Annotated in this window: 21 protein-coding genes and 1 tRNA gene; 11 read left to right on the forward strand and 11 right to left on the reverse strand. The window is 64.5% G+C overall.

The window, feature by feature from the left end; genetic code table 11:
* Positions 1-31: 31 nt before the first annotated feature.
* Positions 32-895, reverse strand: a complete 864-nt coding sequence (tesB, locus tag XH96_RS01145; protein ID WP_194390691.1) for an acyl-CoA thioesterase II — start codon at positions 893-895, stop codon at positions 32-34.
* A 206-nt stretch (positions 896-1,101) separates the two neighbouring features.
* Between tesB and XH96_RS01150 the strand changes: the two genes are divergently transcribed.
* On the forward strand, positions 1,102-2,322 hold the full coding sequence (locus XH96_RS01150) for a ubiquinone biosynthesis hydroxylase (RefSeq protein ID WP_194390692.1): 1,221 nt from the start codon (positions 1,102-1,104) through the stop codon (positions 2,320-2,322).
* 197 nt (positions 2,323-2,519) lie between these two features.
* Here XH96_RS01150 and XH96_RS01155 read toward each other — a convergent pair whose 3' ends face one another.
* Both XH96_RS01155 and XH96_RS01160 read right to left on the reverse strand, forming a co-directional pair.
* Complete coding sequence (locus XH96_RS01155; protein ID WP_028177001.1) at positions 2,520-2,717, reverse strand: Trm112 family protein; 198 nt, start codon at positions 2,715-2,717, stop codon at positions 2,520-2,522.
* A 59-nt stretch (positions 2,718-2,776) separates the two neighbouring features.
* Positions 2,777-3,307 carry a TetR/AcrR family transcriptional regulator gene (locus tag XH96_RS01160; RefSeq protein ID WP_194390693.1) on the reverse strand — a complete coding sequence of 177 codons (531 nt, stop codon included), beginning with the start codon at positions 3,305-3,307 and terminating at the stop codon, positions 2,777-2,779.
* Positions 3,308-3,403: 96 nt separating this feature from the next.
* On the opposite strand from XH96_RS01160, the gene XH96_RS01165 reads away from it, so the two are divergent.
* The 3 genes from XH96_RS01165 (at position 3,404) to XH96_RS01175 (ending at position 4,818) form a co-directional block, all read left to right on the forward strand.
* A complete protein-coding gene (locus XH96_RS01165; protein ID WP_028177003.1) occupies positions 3,404-3,754 on the forward strand; it encodes a hypothetical protein in 351 nt (116 codons plus the stop codon).
* A gap of 162 nt (positions 3,755-3,916) precedes the next feature.
* The gene (locus XH96_RS01170; protein ID WP_028177004.1) at positions 3,917-4,195 is read left to right on the forward strand and encodes a PepSY domain-containing protein; all 279 of its coding nucleotides are present in this window, start codon (positions 3,917-3,919) and stop codon (positions 4,193-4,195) included.
* 35 nt (positions 4,196-4,230) lie between these two features.
* The gene (locus XH96_RS01175; protein WP_194390694.1) at positions 4,231-4,818 is read left to right on the forward strand and encodes a cytochrome b/b6 domain-containing protein; all 588 of its coding nucleotides are present in this window, start codon (positions 4,231-4,233) and stop codon (positions 4,816-4,818) included.
* Positions 4,819-4,941: 123 nt separating this feature from the next.
* Here the strand turns inward: XH96_RS01175 and XH96_RS01180 are convergent, their stop codons facing one another.
* Positions 4,942-5,619 carry an LON peptidase substrate-binding domain-containing protein gene (locus XH96_RS01180; RefSeq protein WP_194390695.1) on the reverse strand — a complete coding sequence of 226 codons (678 nt, stop codon included), beginning with the start codon at positions 5,617-5,619 and terminating at the stop codon, positions 4,942-4,944.
* An 85-nt stretch (positions 5,620-5,704) separates the two neighbouring features.
* Complete coding sequence (gene trxA / locus XH96_RS01185) at positions 5,705-6,628, reverse strand: thioredoxin (RefSeq protein ID WP_194390696.1); 924 nt, start codon at positions 6,626-6,628, stop codon at positions 5,705-5,707.
* Between the two features lie 271 nt (positions 6,629-6,899).
* Here trxA and XH96_RS01190 point away from each other — a divergent pair.
* The 6 genes from XH96_RS01190 (at position 6,900) to XH96_RS01215 (ending at position 11,140) form a co-directional block, all read left to right on the forward strand.
* Positions 6,900-6,974 (forward strand) — tRNA-Gly (locus XH96_RS01190).
* 271 nt (positions 6,975-7,245) lie between these two features.
* Positions 7,246-7,500, forward strand: a complete 255-nt coding sequence (locus tag XH96_RS01195; RefSeq protein WP_194390697.1) for a hypothetical protein — start codon at positions 7,246-7,248, stop codon at positions 7,498-7,500.
* Positions 7,497-7,691, forward strand: coding sequence for a hypothetical protein (locus XH96_RS01200; RefSeq protein WP_246789905.1), 195 nt, complete (start codon positions 7,497-7,499; stop codon positions 7,689-7,691). Before XH96_RS01195 ends, XH96_RS01200 begins: the two co-directional genes overlap by 4 nt.
* Positions 7,688-8,674 (forward strand): NAD(P)-dependent oxidoreductase, encoded by a 987-nt coding sequence (locus XH96_RS01205; protein WP_194390698.1) that lies wholly within the window; start codon positions 7,688-7,690, stop codon positions 8,672-8,674. The genes XH96_RS01200 and XH96_RS01205 overlap by 4 nt, the downstream gene beginning before the upstream one ends.
* A gap of 384 nt (positions 8,675-9,058) precedes the next feature.
* Entirely contained in the window at positions 9,059-10,339 is a 1,281-nt protein-coding gene (locus XH96_RS01210) for a sorbosone dehydrogenase family protein (RefSeq protein ID WP_194390699.1), read from the forward strand.
* A gap of 207 nt (positions 10,340-10,546) precedes the next feature.
* On the forward strand, positions 10,547-11,140 hold the full coding sequence (locus XH96_RS01215; protein ID WP_194390700.1) for a c-type cytochrome: 594 nt from the start codon (positions 10,547-10,549) through the stop codon (positions 11,138-11,140).
* A 64-nt stretch (positions 11,141-11,204) separates the two neighbouring features.
* Here XH96_RS01215 and XH96_RS01220 read toward each other — a convergent pair whose 3' ends face one another.
* From XH96_RS01220 to XH96_RS01240, 5 genes are all read right to left on the reverse strand, one after another.
* Positions 11,205-12,146: a transposase gene (locus XH96_RS01220; RefSeq protein WP_194389766.1), complete on the reverse strand. Its 942-nt coding sequence runs from the start codon at positions 12,144-12,146 to the stop codon at positions 11,205-11,207.
* Positions 12,147-12,441: 295 nt separating this feature from the next.
* A complete protein-coding gene (gene panE / locus XH96_RS01225) occupies positions 12,442-13,365 on the reverse strand; it encodes a 2-dehydropantoate 2-reductase (RefSeq protein WP_194390701.1) in 924 nt (307 codons plus the stop codon).
* Positions 13,366-13,485: 120 nt separating this feature from the next.
* Positions 13,486-14,100 (reverse strand): 2-hydroxychromene-2-carboxylate isomerase, encoded by a 615-nt coding sequence (locus tag XH96_RS01230; RefSeq protein WP_194390702.1) that lies wholly within the window; start codon positions 14,098-14,100, stop codon positions 13,486-13,488.
* A gap of 90 nt (positions 14,101-14,190) precedes the next feature.
* Positions 14,191-15,540 carry an MATE family efflux transporter gene (locus tag XH96_RS01235; RefSeq protein ID WP_194390703.1) on the reverse strand — a complete coding sequence of 450 codons (1,350 nt, stop codon included), beginning with the start codon at positions 15,538-15,540 and terminating at the stop codon, positions 14,191-14,193.
* Positions 15,541-15,628: 88 nt separating this feature from the next.
* Positions 15,629-16,210, reverse strand: coding sequence for a DUF2239 family protein (locus tag XH96_RS01240; protein ID WP_246789906.1), 582 nt, complete (start codon positions 16,208-16,210; stop codon positions 15,629-15,631).
* 164 nt (positions 16,211-16,374) lie between these two features.
* Between XH96_RS01240 and XH96_RS01245 the strand changes: the two genes are divergently transcribed.
* Positions 16,375-17,040 (forward strand): glutathione S-transferase family protein, encoded by a 666-nt coding sequence (locus XH96_RS01245; protein WP_194390705.1) that lies wholly within the window; start codon positions 16,375-16,377, stop codon positions 17,038-17,040.
* A 111-nt stretch (positions 17,041-17,151) separates the two neighbouring features.
* Here the strand turns inward: XH96_RS01245 and XH96_RS01250 are convergent, their stop codons facing one another.
* Positions 17,152-18,447, reverse strand: a complete 1,296-nt coding sequence (locus XH96_RS01250; protein ID WP_194390706.1) for an MFS transporter — start codon at positions 18,445-18,447, stop codon at positions 17,152-17,154.
* Positions 18,448-18,466 lie beyond the last annotated feature (19 nt).

Below are 18,466 nucleotides of genomic sequence, written 5' to 3' on the forward strand. Positions count from 1 at the left end.
GCCACCGGCGCGATCCATCGCGCCCGTGGCTCTATGCCTTCCGCTCGCGCACGGAGCCTTCCTGCGCGACGGAGGCGACCAGCGTGCCGTCAGGCTTGAAGATCGAGCCGCGGGTCAGGCCGCGGCCGCCCTGTGCGCTCGGCGAATCCTGCGCGTAGAGCAGCCATTCGTCGGCGCGGAAGGGGCGGTGAAACCACATCGCGTGGTCGAGGCTCGCCGGCATCATGCGCTTGTCGAACAGCGTGCGGCCGTAGCGCGCCATGATCGCATCGAGCAGCGAGAAATCCGAGGCATAGGCGAGCGCGCACATATGCAGCGCCGGATCGTCGGCCAGCTTCGCGGCTGTCCTGATCCAGACGTGAATGCGGCCGTCGTCGATCTTCTGGCCGAAATAGCGGCCGAGCTCGACCGGGCGCAGCTCGATCGGGCGATCGGATTCATAGTAGCGGCGGATGAACTCCGGCATCTCCTTGAACATCGGCTGCTTCGCGACCTCCTCCGCCGTGAGCTTCTCCGGCGGCGGCACGTCGGGCATCTTGTCCTGATGGTCGAACGCGCTCTCCTCCTCGGCGTGGAACGACACCATGATCGAGAAGATCGCGTTGCCGTGCTGGATCGCGGTGACGCGGCGGGTCGAATAGCTCTTGCCGTCGCGCAGGCGCTCGACCTGATAGATGATCGGGATCTGCGGATCGCCCGGCAGGATGAAATAGCAATGCAGCGAATGCGGCAGCCGGCCCTCGACGGTGCGGCACGCGGCAACCATCGCCTGCCCGATCACCTGGCCGCCGAACACCCGCTGCCAGCTCGTCTTCGGGCTGTTGCCACGGAACAGGTTTACCTCGAGCTGCTCGAGGTCGAGGATCGAAATGAGGTCGATCAGGCTTTTGGACATGATGATGCTTTCGAAGTTCTCGTCATTCCGGGGCATCGCAAGGGCGATGAACCCGGAATTCCGAGCTGACAACCTCTGGATTTCCGGGTTCGCGCTCGACGCGCGCCCCGGAATGACACATCGGGCCATTCGGCCCTTGTTTCACCGCACTGTTTCGCCCAGCTCAAGTCTGCTAGCAAGACCGGGAATTGACCGGGAAACTTGGTATGTCGGTACAGGGTAGCATTGTCATCGGTGGCGGCGCGTTTGCAGGGCTTGCGCTGGCCCTGGCGCTGCGCCAGGGACTCGGGCCCGAGATCCCCGTCATCGTCGCCGATCCCGCGCTCGGCACGCGGCCGAGCCGCGATCCCCGCGCCACCGCGATCGTGGCCGCCTGCCGCCGCCTGTTCGAGACGATCGGCGCCTGGGACGCCGTCAGGAGCGAGGCGCAGCCCATCCTCGACATGGTCGTCACGGATTCGAAGCTGGAGGACGCCACCCGTCCGGCGTTCCTCAACTTTGCCGGCGATGTCGCGCCGGGCGAACCCTTCGCGCATATGGTCGAGAACCGCCGCCTGATCGATGCGCTGGTGGTGCGTGCGGAGGCCGAGGGCATCGATCTGCGTGCGACCACCGTGGCGTCCTACGACGCGCGTTCCGACGGCATCGACGTGACGCTCGGCGACGGCAGCGTCATCGCGGCGAGCTTGCTGGTCGCCGCCGATGGCGCGAGGTCGAAGCTGCGCGAGCGCGCCGGCATCGCCACCCATGGCTGGGAGTACGACCAGTCCGGCATCGTCGTCACCGTCGGCCATGAGCGCGATCATGAGGGTCGCGCCGAAGAGCATTTCCTGCCCGCAGGACCCTTCGCGATCCTGCCGCTGTCGGGCAAGCGCTCGTCGCTGGTGTGGACCGAGCGCCGGGCTGAGGCCGCGCGCATCATCGCGCTCAGTGACGAGGAATTTCACAGCGAGCTCGAGCGGCGTTTCGGCCTGCACCTCGGCGAGGTGAAGGCACTCGACAAGCCGCGCGCGTTTCCGTTGTCTTATTTCGTTGCGCGTTCCTTCATCGCCGAGCGTCTCGCGCTGGTGGGCGATGCCGCCCACGTCATCCACCCGATCGCGGGCCAGGGCCTCAACATGGGCCTGAAGGATGTCGCCGCGCTGGCGGAAGTGGTCGTCGATGCCGCGCGGCTTGGCATGGATATCGGCGGCGTCGACGTGCTCGAACGCTACCAGCGCTGGCGCCGCTTCGACACCATGGCGATGGGTGTTGCCACCAACTCGCTGAACTTCCTGTTCTCCAACCAGTCGACGCTGCTGCGCACGGTGCGCGACATCGGCCTCGGCCTCGTCGATCGCGCCCCGCCGCTGAAGAACCTGTTCATCCGCCAGGCCGCGGGCCTCACCGGCGAGGTGCCGCGGCTGTTGAAGGGCGAGGCGTTGTAGCGCGGGATCTTACCGCATACTCAGCTGTCGTCCCGGACCAGCGCGCCATAGGCGCGCGCATCAGCAATAGTTTTGCGAAGACTCGGAGTTGCCAGCCTCGTGCCACAACCACTTCCTGTGGCTATGGATCCCCGCTTTCGCGGGGACGACAGCGAGAATGTGGCGCGGCCATAGCGCCCCACTCAAGCGACGTGAGCTCAATCGATCTTGCGCGCCTCTTCCGGCAGCATGATCGGGATTCCGTCGCGAATGGGATAGGCGAGCTTGGCGCTGCGCGAGATCAGTTCCTGCTTTGCGGCATCGAACTCGAGGGGCCCTTTGGTCAACGGACAGACCAGAATCTCCAGCAATTTGGGATCGACGCTGGCTTCGGCACGTTCGGTGGGCGCGTTCATTGGGGTCTCCGGCAGTTGGTAGACTTTAGCACAGAAATTCGCGCCCGCCCATCACAGGCCTAAGCGGCGAGCATACCCAGGAGTTCGTCGAGCAAGGCCTGAAGCCGCGCGGCCGGCACCGGCGGGCCTGACAGGGCGAAGCCGAGAAATGTCCAGTACAGGATCTGCGCGCGCGCCTCCGCCGTCGCCGGGGTGAGCCCACGCTTGCCCAGCAGCTCTTCGATGTAGTCGAGCCTGCGGCGGTCGATTGCGCGCACCGCCCCTTGCGCCGCCGCATCGAACGCCGCCCAGTTGCGCACCGCGCGCTCGAGGTCGAGCCGCGCGCCGAACGATCTCCGCAGCAGCATCTTGAGCGGCTCGTCGCTGGCGGCTTCGACGTCCGCGATGATCTGCTCGGCCGCGATCTCGCGCCAGCGCTTCAGCACGGCGGCGTGAAACGCGGCCAGGTCGGCGAAATGCCAATAGAAGCTGCCGCGCGAGACGCCCATGGCCTTGGCCAGCGGATCGGCCTTCAGCGCCGTGAAGCCGCTTTTGGCGAGCACCTTCAGGCCTTCCTTGGTCCAGTCGTCGGCGGAAAGCTGTTCGGTCATGCCGGGCTCCAGATGGCGACCATACACTAATGTATTGACAGCTTCCGGCAAGCCGGTGCATATATCCATACAGTACTGTACGGATGGAGCATGCCCATGCGCGACCTTCTCCTGCAATGTTCCGGCCTCGCCGCGATCGTGCTGGCGCTCATCCACGGCGTGCTCGGCGAGACCAAGGTCTTCGCCCGCGCCAGCATCGAGCCGGCGCGCCTGCGCACGCTGATCCGACTGGTCTGGCAGGCCGGCACGGTGGCATGGGTCGGCGGCGGCGTGCTGCTGCTGGTTGCGCCCCGGCTGGAGTCGAGCCTCGCCCGGCACTGGATCGTCGCCACGCTCGCCATCGTGTTCGGCTTTGCGGCCCTCGCCAACGCCTTCGCGATGCGCGGCCGGCATTTCGGCTGGGTCGGCATGGGTGCAGTGGTCGCGCTCGCGGTCGCCGGCTACTAGCCGCTGCGCATGTCGCCCGTCAGGCGCAAGGCCGCACCGGTGGCCACGTTAGAACTTATCTAAAGCGAACCAGGCCCCTACCCGATTGACTTCATTGCCTCCTCTGCTTCCCTCGGTGCGCCCCGCGTGTCTGCGGCGCGCACACGAGAGGAGGAGACGTTCGTGAAGGTCATTCGTGTTGTTGCCATTGCACTGACGATCGGGATTGGCATGGGATCGGCGGCCATGGCCGACGGCTTCAAGGATTGCACCAAGCTCGCCAAGGCGTCGTGGAAGCCGGCCAGCGAAGCCGAAGCCAAGGCCAAGGCGGCGGGCTACGAGGTGCGCCGCTCCAAGGTCGAGGGCTCGTGCTACGAGGTCTATGGCGTCAAGGAAGGCAAGCTGTACGAGCTGTTCTACAGCCCCGAAGATCTCAGCCTGAAGCACACGATCGCCAAGTAGATTGCGCACGTGAGCGACGAAGCGAATTGAGCTTGATGAAAGCAGTGCCGGAGGAGCGCGGCGTGTCCGACAGGACACCCGCGAATCGACTCGTCGCGCGGACGGTCGCGGTCTGGGACCTCCCGCTGCGCCTCTGGCACTGGGTTCTCGCGATCTCGGTTGTGATCGCGTGGTTCACGCCGACCGTGTATGACGGCGTTCACCGCATCGTCGGCTATGCGGTCATCGGGCTCCTCGCCTTCCGCCTGCTCTGGGGCTTCATGGGAAGCCGCTATTCGCGCTTCCGGATGCTCGGTGTCAGGCTGCGTGCCGCGCCGAACTATCTGTGGAATCTGCGGCGCGGCATGACCGGCCGCTATATCGGGCTCAATCCCGCCGGCAGCTTGATGCTGGTCGCACTGCTGGCCTCGCTCGCCGTCTCGACGATCACCGGCGCGATGTCGGTGACCGTCACCTTCTTCGGCGTCTGGTGGGTCGAGGACACCCACCATTATTCATCGGACGCGGTCATCGTTCTGGTCGTGCTGCACGTGTTGGGCGTGCTGGTGATGGGGATTCTGCAGCGGGAGAACCTGATCCGCGCGATGATCACCGGGCGCAAGCGCATCCGCGGACATCAGTGAAATTGAGTTGGAATGATCGAGCCGCGGGCTCGCTTCGCCTCTCCACCTGCGGGAGAGGCCGACGTGCTCGGAGAGCGCGGCGGGTGAGGGAGCGCACAGTCTTCGCGGAAGCTTGGTCGCCCCTCACTGCAGCGGCGGATCGCCGCTGGTGCGCTTCTTGGCGAGGTCCATCTCGGTGACGGCGATCAGAATCTCGGCGCGGGTCTTCAGGTCGGGTGCTTCCAGCATCGCCTGCTTCTCCGCCGGGCCATAGGGCGACATCATCGCCAGCGCGTTGACCAGCGCCTCGTTGGGCGCGCTCTCGACGCCTTCCCAGTCGACCTTGAGATTGTTGGCCTTCAGGAAGTCGGCCAGCACGGCCAGCAGCGCCTCGCGATCGACCTCCTCCTCGCCCATGCGCGCGGTGAAGTCGTCGACGAAGGTGAAGAAATCCACCTTGCACTGCCGGTAGGCGGTCAGCACTTCGAGCTCCTCGACAATCTTGAAGCGCGCGACGCCGGTGAGTTCGAGGATGTAGCGGCCGTCGCCGGATTCGGCGAGCTGGGTGATGCGGCCGACGCAGCCGACGCGGAACAGCGCCGGCTTGTCCGAATTCTTCGGCGAGTGCGCCACGTCGGGCTGGATCATGCCGATCAGGCGATGCCCGTCACGCAAGGAATCGTCGACCATCGCGAGGTAGCGCGGCTCGAAGATGTTGAGCGGCATCTGGCCGCGGGGCAGCAGCAGCGCGCCCGGCAGCGGAAACACCGGAATGATCTCCGGGAGGTCGGCGGGCCCGCGATATTCGATGTTGATCGGCATCTGCCCGGTCCCACTGGCGTTGCTAGCGCATGATCCGGAAAAGTGTGGAGCGGCTTTCCGAACAGATCATGCTCAAAAAAGGCCCTTACGAAAACAGGATCGTCGACAAACGTTTCCGTCCTTCGACGGTTGCATCATCCGTGCCGCCCCAGGCCTCGAAGAACTGCACCAGCTGCTTGCGGGCGCCGTCGTCGTTCCACTTGCGGTCGCGCTTGATGATCTCGAGCAGTTGCTCGGTCGCCGCCGCGCGGTTGCCTTGCGCGTTGAGCGCGGTGGCGAGGTCGAAGCGGGCCTGATGATCGAGCGGGTTTGCGGCGACTTTCTGTTCCAGCTCGGCGACCGGTCCAAGCGATTTTGCCTGCTCGGCGAGATCGATCGCAGTCTGCACCGCCTTCACGGCCGGATCGTTGCGCTTGGACTCCGGCACCATGGCCAGCGTCTGCTTGGCCTGCTCCATCGCGCCGGAGACGGTGTAGCACTTCGCAAGGCCGGCAAGTGCCGCGATATTCGTCGAATCATGCTGGAGCGCCTCGGCATAGATCTGCGCCGCCGCCGCCGTGTCGCCCTCGGCGAGCACCGCTTCGGCCTCCTGCACGATCTCGGCGACGTTGACCTCGCCCGGCGCGGTGACGCCCTTGGTCAGCCGCTCGATGAAGGCATTGACCTGGCTCTCCGGCACCGCGCCCATGAAGCCATCGGCCGGCTGGCCGTTGACGAAGGCGATCACGGCCGGGATCGACTGGATGCCCATCTGGCCCGGGATCGCCGGATGCTGGTCGATGTTCATCTTGACCAGTTTGACCTTGCCCTTGGCCGCCTTCACCGCCTTCTCCAGCACGGGGGTGAGCTGCTTGCAGGGGCCGCACCACTCCGCCCAGAAATCGATCAGCACCGGCTGGCGCTTCGATTCCTCGATGACGTCCTTCACGAAGGTCTGGGTGGTGGTGTCCTTGATCAGGTCGGCCGCAACCGGACCCGCCGCTCCGTTACCCTGGTCGATGATCGTCACGGGATTCCCTCGTCATGTCTGGAATGACGGCTCTTTAGCACGCCGCCACATCATATGCTTGTGGTCGGCTCCTAAATTGGGCCGAATGGGCCGAATTTCAATCCAGGCCCTCCGATTCGCCGGTTCCGGGGTCTTTCCGGTCGATTTGGCGATCTTCGGGGTCCATTGGGGCCCTCAATTGCGAATTGAGGCCGCCGGTAGCTGTTGCATTCCCCTCCCGCTTTTGGCATACGACAGCCGTTGCCGGCGCGTCACGCGACCGACACAGGATGCGGGTGTAGCTCAGTGGTAGAGCACGACCTTGCCAAGGTCGGGGTCGAGGGTTCGAGCCCCTTCGCCCGCTCCAGTTTTCGTAGGCTGGCCTAGGAAACGCTCTCCAACCTCGGAGAGCACTGTATGAAGCCTCAAAGACTCCAAAGGACAAGCGCGAGCCGTTGTTGGGCATGAGCCGTCTCGTACGGCGATTGCGGTCTGCACTTGCCGCAGCGGCCTCGGACCGGGGTCGGAGCAATTTTGAACGTCTTTCGGGAGCTTACGGGCACGTGAAGACGTCCGGAAGGCAGCAACTCAATGGATTCTCAGGCCTCGGTTCACTATATTTGGGGAGAGGAATTTCCATGTCTGCTCAGCGCTCCGCTACCAAGGCCCAGTATACTGCTGGTGTAATCCAGCGGTTGGCGGCCGCTAACAACGTGGCAGTGGTCGCGACATCGAACGATGTCTTTGCCCATCACGTGACGCGGCTCTCCGGGGATGACGTGAATTTCGATCCTATCGAGAATACCATCGTCGCACTCCAGCGCGCCGGGATTTTGGATCGTGTTCAGGCCGTGCGCCTACAGGCGCGCTATCTTCGCGAAAACCGTCCGTGACGTTTGATCCGTTTGGAGATTTTGCGACGCGCGGATATTTGCGCAACGTCGCAAAAGCCAAGGATCCCGAAATCGTTCAGCGCCTCCTGCACAATTCTTTCCTGACTGGCATCGATGCGTCATTGGATCATCTCAAGGCGCAATACGAAGCGCAAGAAGTCAAGCGCAAGGGCGGGCAAGGCTTGCAATGACAATTCTGGTTACCGGCAGCGCAGGCCACCTCGGAGAGGCCCTCTTGCGGACGCTCCGCGGGCGCGGTTGCCCCGCGCGTGGGATCGATCTCAAGCCCTCCCCCTTCACCGATGCCGTCGGCTCCATCGTCGATCCCGCCTTTGTGCGGCGCCAGATGGACGGCGTCACCGCCGTCATCCACACCGCGACGCTGCACAAGCCGCATGTGGCGACGCACTCCAAGCAGGACTTTGTCGACACCAACGTGTCAGGCACGCTCAACCTGCTCGAGGCGGCCGCGGCGGCCGGCGTGAGGAGCTTCGTCTTCACCAGCACCACCAGCGCGTTCGGCTCGCAGCTGCGCCCCGAGGCGGGGCAGGCCGCGGTGTGGGTCACCGAGGATCTGCCGTCGGTGCCGAAGAACATCTACGGCACCACCAAGCTGATGGCCGAGAATCTCTGTGAGCTCTTCTTTCGCGAGCGCGGTTTGCCCGTCGTGGTCTTGCGGACCTCGCGCTTCTTCCCCGAGGACGACGACGATCCATTGATGCGGTCGGCTTACGCGCTCGAGAACGCGCAGGCCAACGAGCTGCTCTATCGCCGGCTGGATATCGCGGACGCCGTGAGCGCGCATCTGCTCGCCGTCGAACGCGCGGCCAGAATCGGCTTCGCCCGCTACATCGTCTCGGCCACCAGCCCGTTCGAGCCACGTCATCTCGCCGCGCTCGCGTGCGATGCGGCGGGCATCGTGCGCGAGCTCTATCCGGAGTGCGCGCAGCTCTATGCGGCGCGCGGCTGGCGGCTCTTCCCCGCGATCGACCGCGTCTATGTTAACGACCGCGCGCGGCGCGAGCTGGGCTGGCGGCCCGAATTCGACTTCGCGCATGTGCTGCGCAGCCTGCAAGGCGACCGCGATTTTCGCAGCATGCTGGCACGCGAGATCGGGTCGAAGGGCTATCATGACACGATGTTCGACGACGGCCCCTACCCTGTCGCCTCGTAAACGTCGCAATCGCCATTTTGCTCGATGATTCAGATGTCTGGCCGGCGTCGCCGGGAGCGCGCCAGCCTGAGCCGTTCTACTGTGCATGGGGTTGTTTTCGCGTTTTTGCATGAGCCACCCCTCGTGCCGTCGGCAAAACGATCCGTGCGCCACTACGATTCCGCGCTGCAGCGAGAGCGTCGCCGTGCAGCGTTCGACCCTTCATTGACATTCCGTCTCAATTTTTGCGGAGCGTGAACGCGATGCAGGCGGTGCGCTTCTCACCGTTCGCAGATGTGCTAACCTTTTTGCGTCTGTCGTTCTGACGGACCCGAAACTTCGTCTCTCGACTGGCAAAACCAAAATAATGCGCAGCCCTGACGGCTGCCTTAGGGGAGTGACGCGATGAAATTCCATCGATCCGTCTTTCAATCCGTTCTGGCGCTTGCAGCGGTTGCCCTTCTCGCGGGGACCAGCGCTGGCCATGCGCAACAGCAGGACAAGAGCAAGCCGCTGAAGAAATACGAGTCCGGCACCAAGGAGTTCTGGACCCATCCGCCGGACGACTGGTTCCTCGGCGACGAGACCGAGGCGCAGAAGGGCCTCGCGCCGCCCTCGGGCCCGCCGACCGGCGCCTCGGATGCCGAACTCGCCAACATCGTCAAGAAGATCAAGCTGCCGCCGGGCTTCAAGATCGAGGTCTACGCCTCGGGTGTGCTGGCCGCGCGGCAGATGGCCTGGGGTGACAAGGGCACGCTGTTCGTCGGCTCGTTCGGCCTCGGCAACGTCTATGCCATCAAGGACAACAACGGAAAGAAGGAGGTCAAGACGGTCCTCAAGGGCCTGAACATGCCCACTGGTCTCGCCTTCAAGGACGGCGCGCTCTACGTCATCGCCGTCGACAAGCTGATCCGCTACGACAACGCCGAAGCCAATCTCGACAATCTCGGCCAGGGCAAGGTCGTCTATGACGACATGCCGTCCTATGCCGCGCATGGCTGGAAATACATCGCGGTCGACAAGGAAGGCTGGTTCTTCCTGCCGTTCGGACCGCCCTTCAACATCGGTATCCCGCCGACCAGCGTCTCGCAGATCCGCCGCGTCGATCCCAAGACCGGCAACGCCGAAATCTGGGCGCTCGGCGTTCGCAACTCGGTCGGCGGCGACGTCGATCCGCGCACCGGCAAGCTCTGGTTCACCGAGAATGCCCGCGACTGGATCAGCGACGATCTGCCCAGTGACAAGCTGAACATGATCAACCGGATCGGCGAGCATTTCGGCTATCCCTATTGCCACCAGGGCAATCTGCCCGACGACAAGTTCGCGATGGGCCACAAATGCTCCGAGTTCACACCGCCCGTGCTGAATCTCGGCGCCCATGTCGCTCCGCTCGGCATGAAGTTCTATACCGGCGACCAATTCCCCGCCGAGTACAAGAACAACATCCTGATCGCCGAGCATGGCTCCTGGAACAGGCACAAGTACCAGGGCGCGCGCATCGTGCGCGTGATCGTCGGGCCGGACGGCAAGAATCCCAAGCAGGAGATCTTCGCCTCCGGCTGGCTTGAGGGTGACCAGGGCTATCTCGGCCGTCCCAACGACATCATCCTCGCCAAGGACGGCTCGATCCTCGTCGCCGACGATTGGGCCGGCGCGATCTACCGCATCAGCTACAGCAAGAAGTAGCGCGCGCACGACACGAGGCTGCGGCGGCCGAAAGGCGCCGCAGCCTCTTCCATGTCGATAGTCCCTCGCTGTCGTTCCGGATTGCGCGCCAGCGCAAGTTCGGAACCCGTAACCCCGGCTGGTGGTTATGGATTCCCAGATGCGCAATCGCGCATCGTGCCCCGCACGCCTCCCGAATGATGAGCTCGATAGATCGGATTCCTCACCATGCGCCGCCAGGTTTCTTCGTACGCAATCGGCGCGCTGTCGCTCGCTGCGCTCGCATTCATCCCGGCCCGAGCCGCTGACAATGCCGCGATCAAGGAAAAGGCCGCCGTCTGCTCCGGCTGTCACGGCGAGAACGGCATCTCGCAGACCGAGAACGTCCCCTCGCTCGCCGGCCAGCCGGATCAGTTCATCCAATGGCAGCTGGTGTTCTTCCGCGCCGGCTCGCGCAAGAACGAGCAGATGCAGCCGATCGTCGAGGAGATCACCAACGAGGACATCCGCAATTTCGGCGCCTATTTTTCTTCGCTGGCGCCGCCGAAGGGTGCCGAGGACGGAGATCCGGACCTGTCGAAGAAGGGCGCGCAGGTTGCCGCCGGCCGCCGCTGCGCTTCATGCCACACGGACAGCTATGCCGGCACCAAGGCGGTCGCGCGGCTCGCGGGACAACGCGAGGAATATCTCGTCAAGGCGCTGCACGACTACAAGGCCGGCCAGCGCGTCGGCGGCGGCGTCGCCGCGATGGCTGATGTCGCCTATCACATGAGCGACGAGGAGATTACGGCGGTGTCACACTATCTCGCGCATCTGAAATAACGCGGAGCTGTTTCGGCAAACTCCACTGTCGTCCCGGACAAGCGAAGCGCAGATCCGGCAACTGTTATGTTGATGGTGCGATTTTATAGGGTTTTCGGTCGCGCAGCATTGCGTTGAGGATGGTCAGCAGCTTCCTTGCGACAGCAATGAGGGCGAGCTTTGCTGGTTTGCCGGCCAGACGGAGCCGGTCATAGAAGATTTTGAAGTGATCGGCGCGACGAACGGCGTTGAGAGCAGCCATGTAGAGGGCGTCGCGGACGCGCTTTCGTCCGCCGCCGATCTTGCGCTTGCCACGATAAGCCCCGCTATCGACATTGAAGGGAGCCAGGCCGGCAAGAGCGGCCACCTCCTTTGGCCCGAGACGCCCAAGTTCGGGCATCTGGGTGAGGAGTTGCATGCAAGCGACGGGTCCCACGCCGGGCACCGAGCGCATCAACTGTGCATCATTGGCAAGCTCCGGTTCGGCTTTGACGAGCGCATGAATCTCAGTGTCGATTTCGGCGATCTCATCATTGAGGACCTCGATGAGGCGAGCGATGCGTTCCACCATGGCGCGGTCCTCGGCTTCGCTGCGGCGGTTCTTTTCCTGGGCCCTCATGGCAACCAGTTGGTCCCGCCGTTTTGCAAGCCTTGCCAAAGTGTTGCGAGCAGGCGTCGCGGCCTGCTCGGTGGCGGGCTTCATGGCGCGGGCAAAGGCCGCCAGCATCCGCGCATCGATCGGATCGGTCTTGGCGAGCTGGCCGCTGGCGCGGGCAAAGTCGCGGGCACGGGCCGGATTGATCCGGGCAAAGCGGATGCCGGCCCGATGCAGAGCCTCCCGAAGCTCGAGGTCATAGACCCCCGTAGCCTCGAAGACGATCAGCGCATCGCATCGCCAACGCGCCACCAGCTGTGTGATGGCCTGTGTCGCGTTGGCGATGCGTTCCGCTACGCCGATGGCCTCATCGAAAATATCAAGGTGATGTTTGGAGATGTCGATCCCGACGCAACGAGAGGATATGATCACGGTGCCTGTCCCTGTGATGCGAGGTCTGTTGACGCAGCCTCGTGCAACTGTTCAGGTTGACAGATGGAACGGGCGGGAGACCGAGCCGGCTCACGGCGTCAAGCGCCAAGGACCCAACGGCTTCCCGCCCACCATCATCATGCCAGACTTCCCAGACACAGGGACCCATACCCACAGGACGTTGTTTTGCGATGACTCGGAGTGGGAGCATCGCCTCGCACTGCCGCCTGTGGTTATGGATCCCGGGTTCGCGCTGCGCGCGCCCCGGGACGACAGCGGATTGTGTGGCTACGACCTACCCTGCCCGCTGCCTCTCATACGCCTTCAGATGCGTGTACGCGATACGCAGCTTCGGCACCGGCACCTTGGCGGCGTCGGCGCGCGCGATGAGGTCGCCGATGACGTGATCGGCCTCGACTGGCAAGCCAGCCTTGATGTCGCGGAACATCGAGGCGGTCATCGGCGAGCCTTCGGCGGTGAGGTTGCCCTTCACCCGCTCGAAGAACGGCCCGCCCGGCGGATAGCCCGATGCAGTCGCGACCGAGCTCGTCTCGTCCAGCATGCCGAGCAGGAAGTCCCGGCCGCCCGGAGCCGCCAGGATGTCACCGACCGCGGCGCGCATCAGGCTGGTGCTTGCCGCGAGCGAGGATAGGAACACCCACTTCTCCCACATGTCCTGCATGATGTTCTGGCTGGCGGTGGCGCCCGTGATGCCGCTCTTGAAGGCTTCGTCGATCGCCTTCACCCGGTCCGACATCTTGCCGTCGCGCTCGCCGTAATTGATCGACTGCATCGGCTGGAGCTGCACCACCTCGCGCTTCTCGTTCAAGGTCGCGGCGATGGCGCAGAGGCCGCCGAGCACCCGCTCCTTGCCGAACCTGGCATCCAGCGTGTCGAGATGCTTCATGCCGTTGAGCATCGGAATGATCGCGGTGTTCGGTCCGACCGCCGCGGCAAACGACTTGATGGCGTCGTCGAGGTCGAACGCCTTGCAGCTCAGGAGCACGACGTCGAACTTGTCCTTGAGCGCGTCCGCCTGCACGGTCGGCGGATTTTTCAAGGTCACGTCGCCATTCGGGCTCTTGATGACGAGGCCGGCGGTTGCGAGCTCGCTGGCGCGTCGTGGCCTGACCAGGAAGGTGACGTCGCGGCCGGCCTGCAACAGCCTGCCACCAAAATAGCCGCCAATGGCGCCGGCGCCGACCACGAGGATACGCATAGAGATGCTCCGCTATTGTTGTTCTTAAGGAAAGGCGCGAGTGGCGAATAGGGAGTAGCGAATAGGATAGCAAGCGCTGGAATGCGAGTCACGTTTCCACTACTCGCCATTCGCCATTCACTACTCGCCCTTCTCGAGCACCATCTCCTCGACTTCGCGCAGCTGTTCCTTGCCGAAGAACATCTCGTTGGCGACGAAGAAGGTCGGCGAACCGAAGGCGCCGCGGGCGACCGCCTCCTCGGTGTTCTTGATCAGTTTGCCCTTGACCTCGGGTTCCCCAGCGCGGGCGAACAACCGTTGCGCGTCGAGGCCAGAGGACGCCAGCGCCTTCGCCGCGATTTCAGGATCGTCCATCTTCTTCGGCTCGCGCCACATGTGGTGGAAGGCGGCCTCGACATATTTCTCGAACACGCCCTCGAGCTGCGCCGCGATTGCCGCGCGCATCAGGTTCAGCGTGTTGACGGGGAAATGCGGATTCCAGACATAGGGCTGGACATGGAAGCGCTTGATGAAACGCTCGGTCTCGACCGCCTGGAATTCGCGCTTGTTCTTGATGCCGGCCAGGGTCTCCGCCGGCGACTTGTTGTTGGTCGACTTGAAGATGCCGCCGAGCAGGATCGGCACATACTCGAACTTGACGCCGATCCGCTGCTCGATCGCCGGAATCGCCAGATGGCTGAGATAGGCGTTGGGGCTGCCGAAGTCGAACAGGAATTGCGGGGCGGTGCGGGTCAAAATCATTCTCCCTGACGTCGCTTTTCGTCATTGTGGCGCAGGCCGCGCCACAGGTCCACCGTTTAATGACGGTCATAATACTTAAGGCCGTCAGATCAGACGCTGGATCGCCTGCTTGCGCCACACCAGGAGGTAATAGCCCATCTGCAAAATGAACATGGCGCAGAACACGATCGGATAGGCCGCCCAGACGCCCGCAAGGCCGATCGTGCGGCTCAGGATCACCGCGGCCGGCAGCTCGATCGCGACAATCGCGAAGATCGACAGCAGCATCGGTGTGAACGCGACACCGGCCGCACGCATCGCGCCTGAAAACACCGTGGCGAGGCCGAACGGCACCGAGCTCCACAAGGCGATGTACAGCAGCCCTTTCGCCAGATCGAGCACGGCGCCATCGGTGATGAAGATGCCGAGCACCGCGCGCGGCGCGAGATAGATCAGCGCCACCAGCCCGCCGGTCAGGACGATGTTGAACATGAGGCCGGTACGGACGATGCTGTCGAGCCGCGTCCTGTCGCCGCCGCCGACAGCCTGGGCGCCGAGGATCGAGACCGCGATCGAAATCGACATCGCCGTAAACTGCGTGTAGCCCATCACCTGGTTGACCGCGCCGTACGCGGCCGTGGCGTCGGACCCGTAGCCGTTGACGAGGCCGAGCAGCACCAGCTCGGCGATCGCCATCGCCACCATGCCGATCGCGCTCGGCAGTCCGATGCCGAGCACCTTTCCGAGCACGGCGCCGTTCAGCCGCAGGTGACCCAGCAACGCCGCGTCCGGCGCAAGCGCGTGCTTCTTTCGCAGCAGATAGGCCGCCAGCACGATCAGCGTCGTCGCGTTGGCGATCGCAGATGCCCACGCCGGGCTGGTGATGCCCGCCGCCGGCAATCCGGGCGCGCCGCGGATCAGCAATGGTGTCAGGATCAGGCCGGTCGCAGTCGACAGCGCCAGCGCCAGCAGCGGCGTCAGCGCGTCGCCGACGCCGCGGATCATTGCGGTCATCAGCAGGAAGACGAAGCCGAGCGGCATGGTCAGCAGCATGATTCTCGCATAGGCGCTGGCCTCATCGAGAATGTCCGCGGGCGTGGCGAGCGCCATCATCAATTGACGGCTGAAGAGCCCGCCAACCAGTGCAACCGAAATCGACAGCAGCAGGCCGACTGCGAGTGTCGTGCCCGCGATGACCTTGATCCGGCCGTGCTCGCCCGCGCCGAAGGCCTGGCTGATCAACACGGTGGCGCCGGTGCTCAACCCCATGACGAAGGCGAACAGGAAGAACATCACCGCGAAGAACACCGAGACCGCGGCGAGCGCGTCCACCCCGATCATCTGGCCGAGATAGACATTGCTGACGGTGCCGAACAGCGATTGCAGCGCGTTGCTCAGCATCAAGGGTGCGAGGAAGCGGAGGAATGTGGTCCAGAGTGGTTTTGGAGCGGACATGGATCGGCCTTTCATCAGGGCGTGCGAAGCCGTTGCCGCGCAATGCGCGGCCCGGCCGTCGATGGGGCTGTGAGAAGAGCGCCGCGCTTTAAGCGCGGTCGCTGTAGGCGAGCTTGACGATGTGGTCGCGGATATCGGTCGGCCAGTCGGCGATCAGTCCGGTGAAGCGCCGCCGGTCATCTGCGAACAGCGCGCGCGAGGCCTCCTCGAACTGCGGCAGATCGCCGGCCATGGTCGACATGAAGTGATAGGCCGCATCGCGCGCCTGGCGCTCGCGGTCCTTGGCGCCGCTGGCGCGCCTGGCGTCGTCGACGAGCTTGCGCAGCGCGACCGAGGCGCCGCCCGGCTGCGCGCCGAGCCACTCCCAGTGCCGCGGCAGCAACGTCACTTCGCGCGCGACCACGCCGAGTTTCGGCCGGCCGCGGCCGCGCGGCTCTGCGGGTGTCTCAGCCGTCTGGGCCGGCGGCGGTGCCAGCTTGTCCAGCCGCGCCAGCACCTCGCGATCCTCGCCGCGCAGGTCGAAGTCGATCGACCGCCCGGTCCCGTCGTCGAAGATGACGACCGGCTGGTCCGGCGGCTGCGTTGCCCGCTTGACGGCGAGCGCGACCTCGCCGGCCGTGCCGGAGGCCAGCCGGCGCTGGCCGACGAACGCTGTGTAAGTCCCTTGCATTGGAATCATTGCCATATTGATCGTGTTGGTCGCTTAATACCCGGGTAAATTACTCACGTCAATACACCCGGGTGAAAATATCCGCACCGCCGCCTCGACAATGTATTCCCGGGCTGGCACGAACGCTCGGCCGATCGACCACGCCTAGCCCTGAGGACCCCGCGATGCTGACCGTTCACCACCTCAACAATTCCCGCTCGCAGCGCGTGCTGTGGCTGCTCGAGGAGTTGGGCGTGCCCTACGAGATCGTGCGCTATCAGCGCCAGCCGGACATGCGCGCGCCGAAGGAGCTGCACGCCATCCATCCGCTCGGCAAGTCGCCCGTCATCACCGACAACGGCAACACCATCGCCGAGTCGGGCGCGATCATCGAATATCTCATCGCGACCTACGGCAACGGGCGGCTGATCCCGCCGCCGAACACGCCGGAGCGGCTGCGGTACACCTATTGGCTGCACTATGCGGAAGGATCCGCGATGCAGCCGCTGCTGCTCAAGCTGCTGTTCACGCTGATGCCGAAGCGCGCCCCGGCACTGCTGCGCCCGCTGGTGCGCAAGGTCTGCAACCAGGCGCTGACCGCGCTGGTCAATCCGCAGCTCAAGCAGCACATGGACTATTGGGAAGGCGAGCTCGCCAAGAGCGAGTGGTTCGCCGGCAGCGAGTTCACCGCGGCCGACATCCAGATGAGCTTTCCGCTGGAAGCAGCCCAGGCGCGCGGCGGGCTCGAGCAGGGCCATCCCAGGGCGATGGCGTTCCTGGAGCGCATCCACGCCCGGCCGGCCTATGCGCGCGCGCTGGAAAAGGGCGGGCCGTATCTGGTCGGGCGGTAGTTTCTTCACCGTCATTCCGGGGCGCCCGAAGGGTGAACCCGGAATCTCGAGATTGTGGCGCGAGATCCCGGGTTCGATGCTTGCGCATCGCCCCGGGATGACAATCGAATATCAATCGGCGTACAGCACGCGCCCGCGCGTCTCCGGCAGCGCGAAGGCGGCGATGAAGAACACCGCGTAAGCCACCACCGCGAAGATTGCGATCGCATTCGCGAGCGACGTCGTCGCCGACAGCGCGCCGACGAGGAATGGAAACAGCGCGCCGATGCCGCGGCCGAAATTGTAGCAGAAGCCCTGGCCCGAGCCGCGCAGCCGCGTCGGATAGAGTTCGGTCAGGAACGCGCCGATCCCGGAGAAATAGCCCGAGGCGAAGAAGCCGAGCGGGAAACCGAGTATCCAGAGGATCTCGTTGGTCAGCGGCAGCTGCGTGTAGAGAAGCACCACCGCCATGGCTCCGAGCGAGAAGATCAGGAACAGATTACGCCGCCCGATCCGGTCGGCGAGCCACGCGCCCACGAGATAGCCGATGAAGGAGCCGATGATCAGCGTCGCGAGATAGCCGGTCGATCCGACGATCGACAGGTGCCGCTCCTTGGTCAGGAATTGCGGCACCCAGAAGGTGACGGCGTAGTAGCCGCCCTGGCAGCCTGTCGCCATCAGCGACGCAAGCACCGTGGTCTTCACGATCGGAAAGGTGAAGATCTCCCAGAGTTTCGGATGACTGCCCGTTTCCGCCCGCCTGGCGCGGGCCTCGGCTGCGATCTCCGGCTCGGTAACAGAGCGGCGGATGTAGAACACCAGAAGTGCCGGCAACGCACCGATCACGAACATCCAGCGCCAGGCCGTCTCCGGGGGCAGGGCCGAGAACAGGATCGCCTGCGACAGCACCGCGAGGCCCCAGCCGACCGCCCAGCCCGACTGGACCGAGCCCACCGCGCGCCCACGATACTGAGGCCGGATCGCCTCACCCATCAGCACGGCGCCCGCCGCCCATTCGCCGCCGAAGCCGAGACCAAGCACGGCACGTGCGATCAGGAGCTGATCGAAATTCTGCACGACGGCGCAGACCAGAGAGAAGAACGAGAACCAGATGATGGTGATCTGGAGCGTCCTGACACGCCCGATATGATCGGAGAGATAGCCGCCGAGCCAGCCGCCGATGGCGGAGGCGAGCAGCGTCACCGTGCCGGCAAGGCCCGCCGAGGCCGCATCGACCTTCCACAGGGCGATGATGGTGCCGATCACCAGCGGGTAGATCATGAAATCCATGCCGTCGAGCGCCCAGCCCGCCGCGCAGGCCCAGAACGTCCGCCGCTCCGGTGCGTTCATGTCGCGATAGAAGGCGAGCAGGCTGGTGTCCTCGATCGCGGCGCGTTCGATGCGCTGGCTCGGATCGGCAGTGGTCATGTGCGTTTCCCTGGCAATT

This window comes from Bradyrhizobium sp. CCBAU 51765 (assembly GCF_015291725.1).
GTDB lineage: Bacteria > Pseudomonadota > Alphaproteobacteria > Rhizobiales > Xanthobacteraceae > Bradyrhizobium > Bradyrhizobium liaoningense.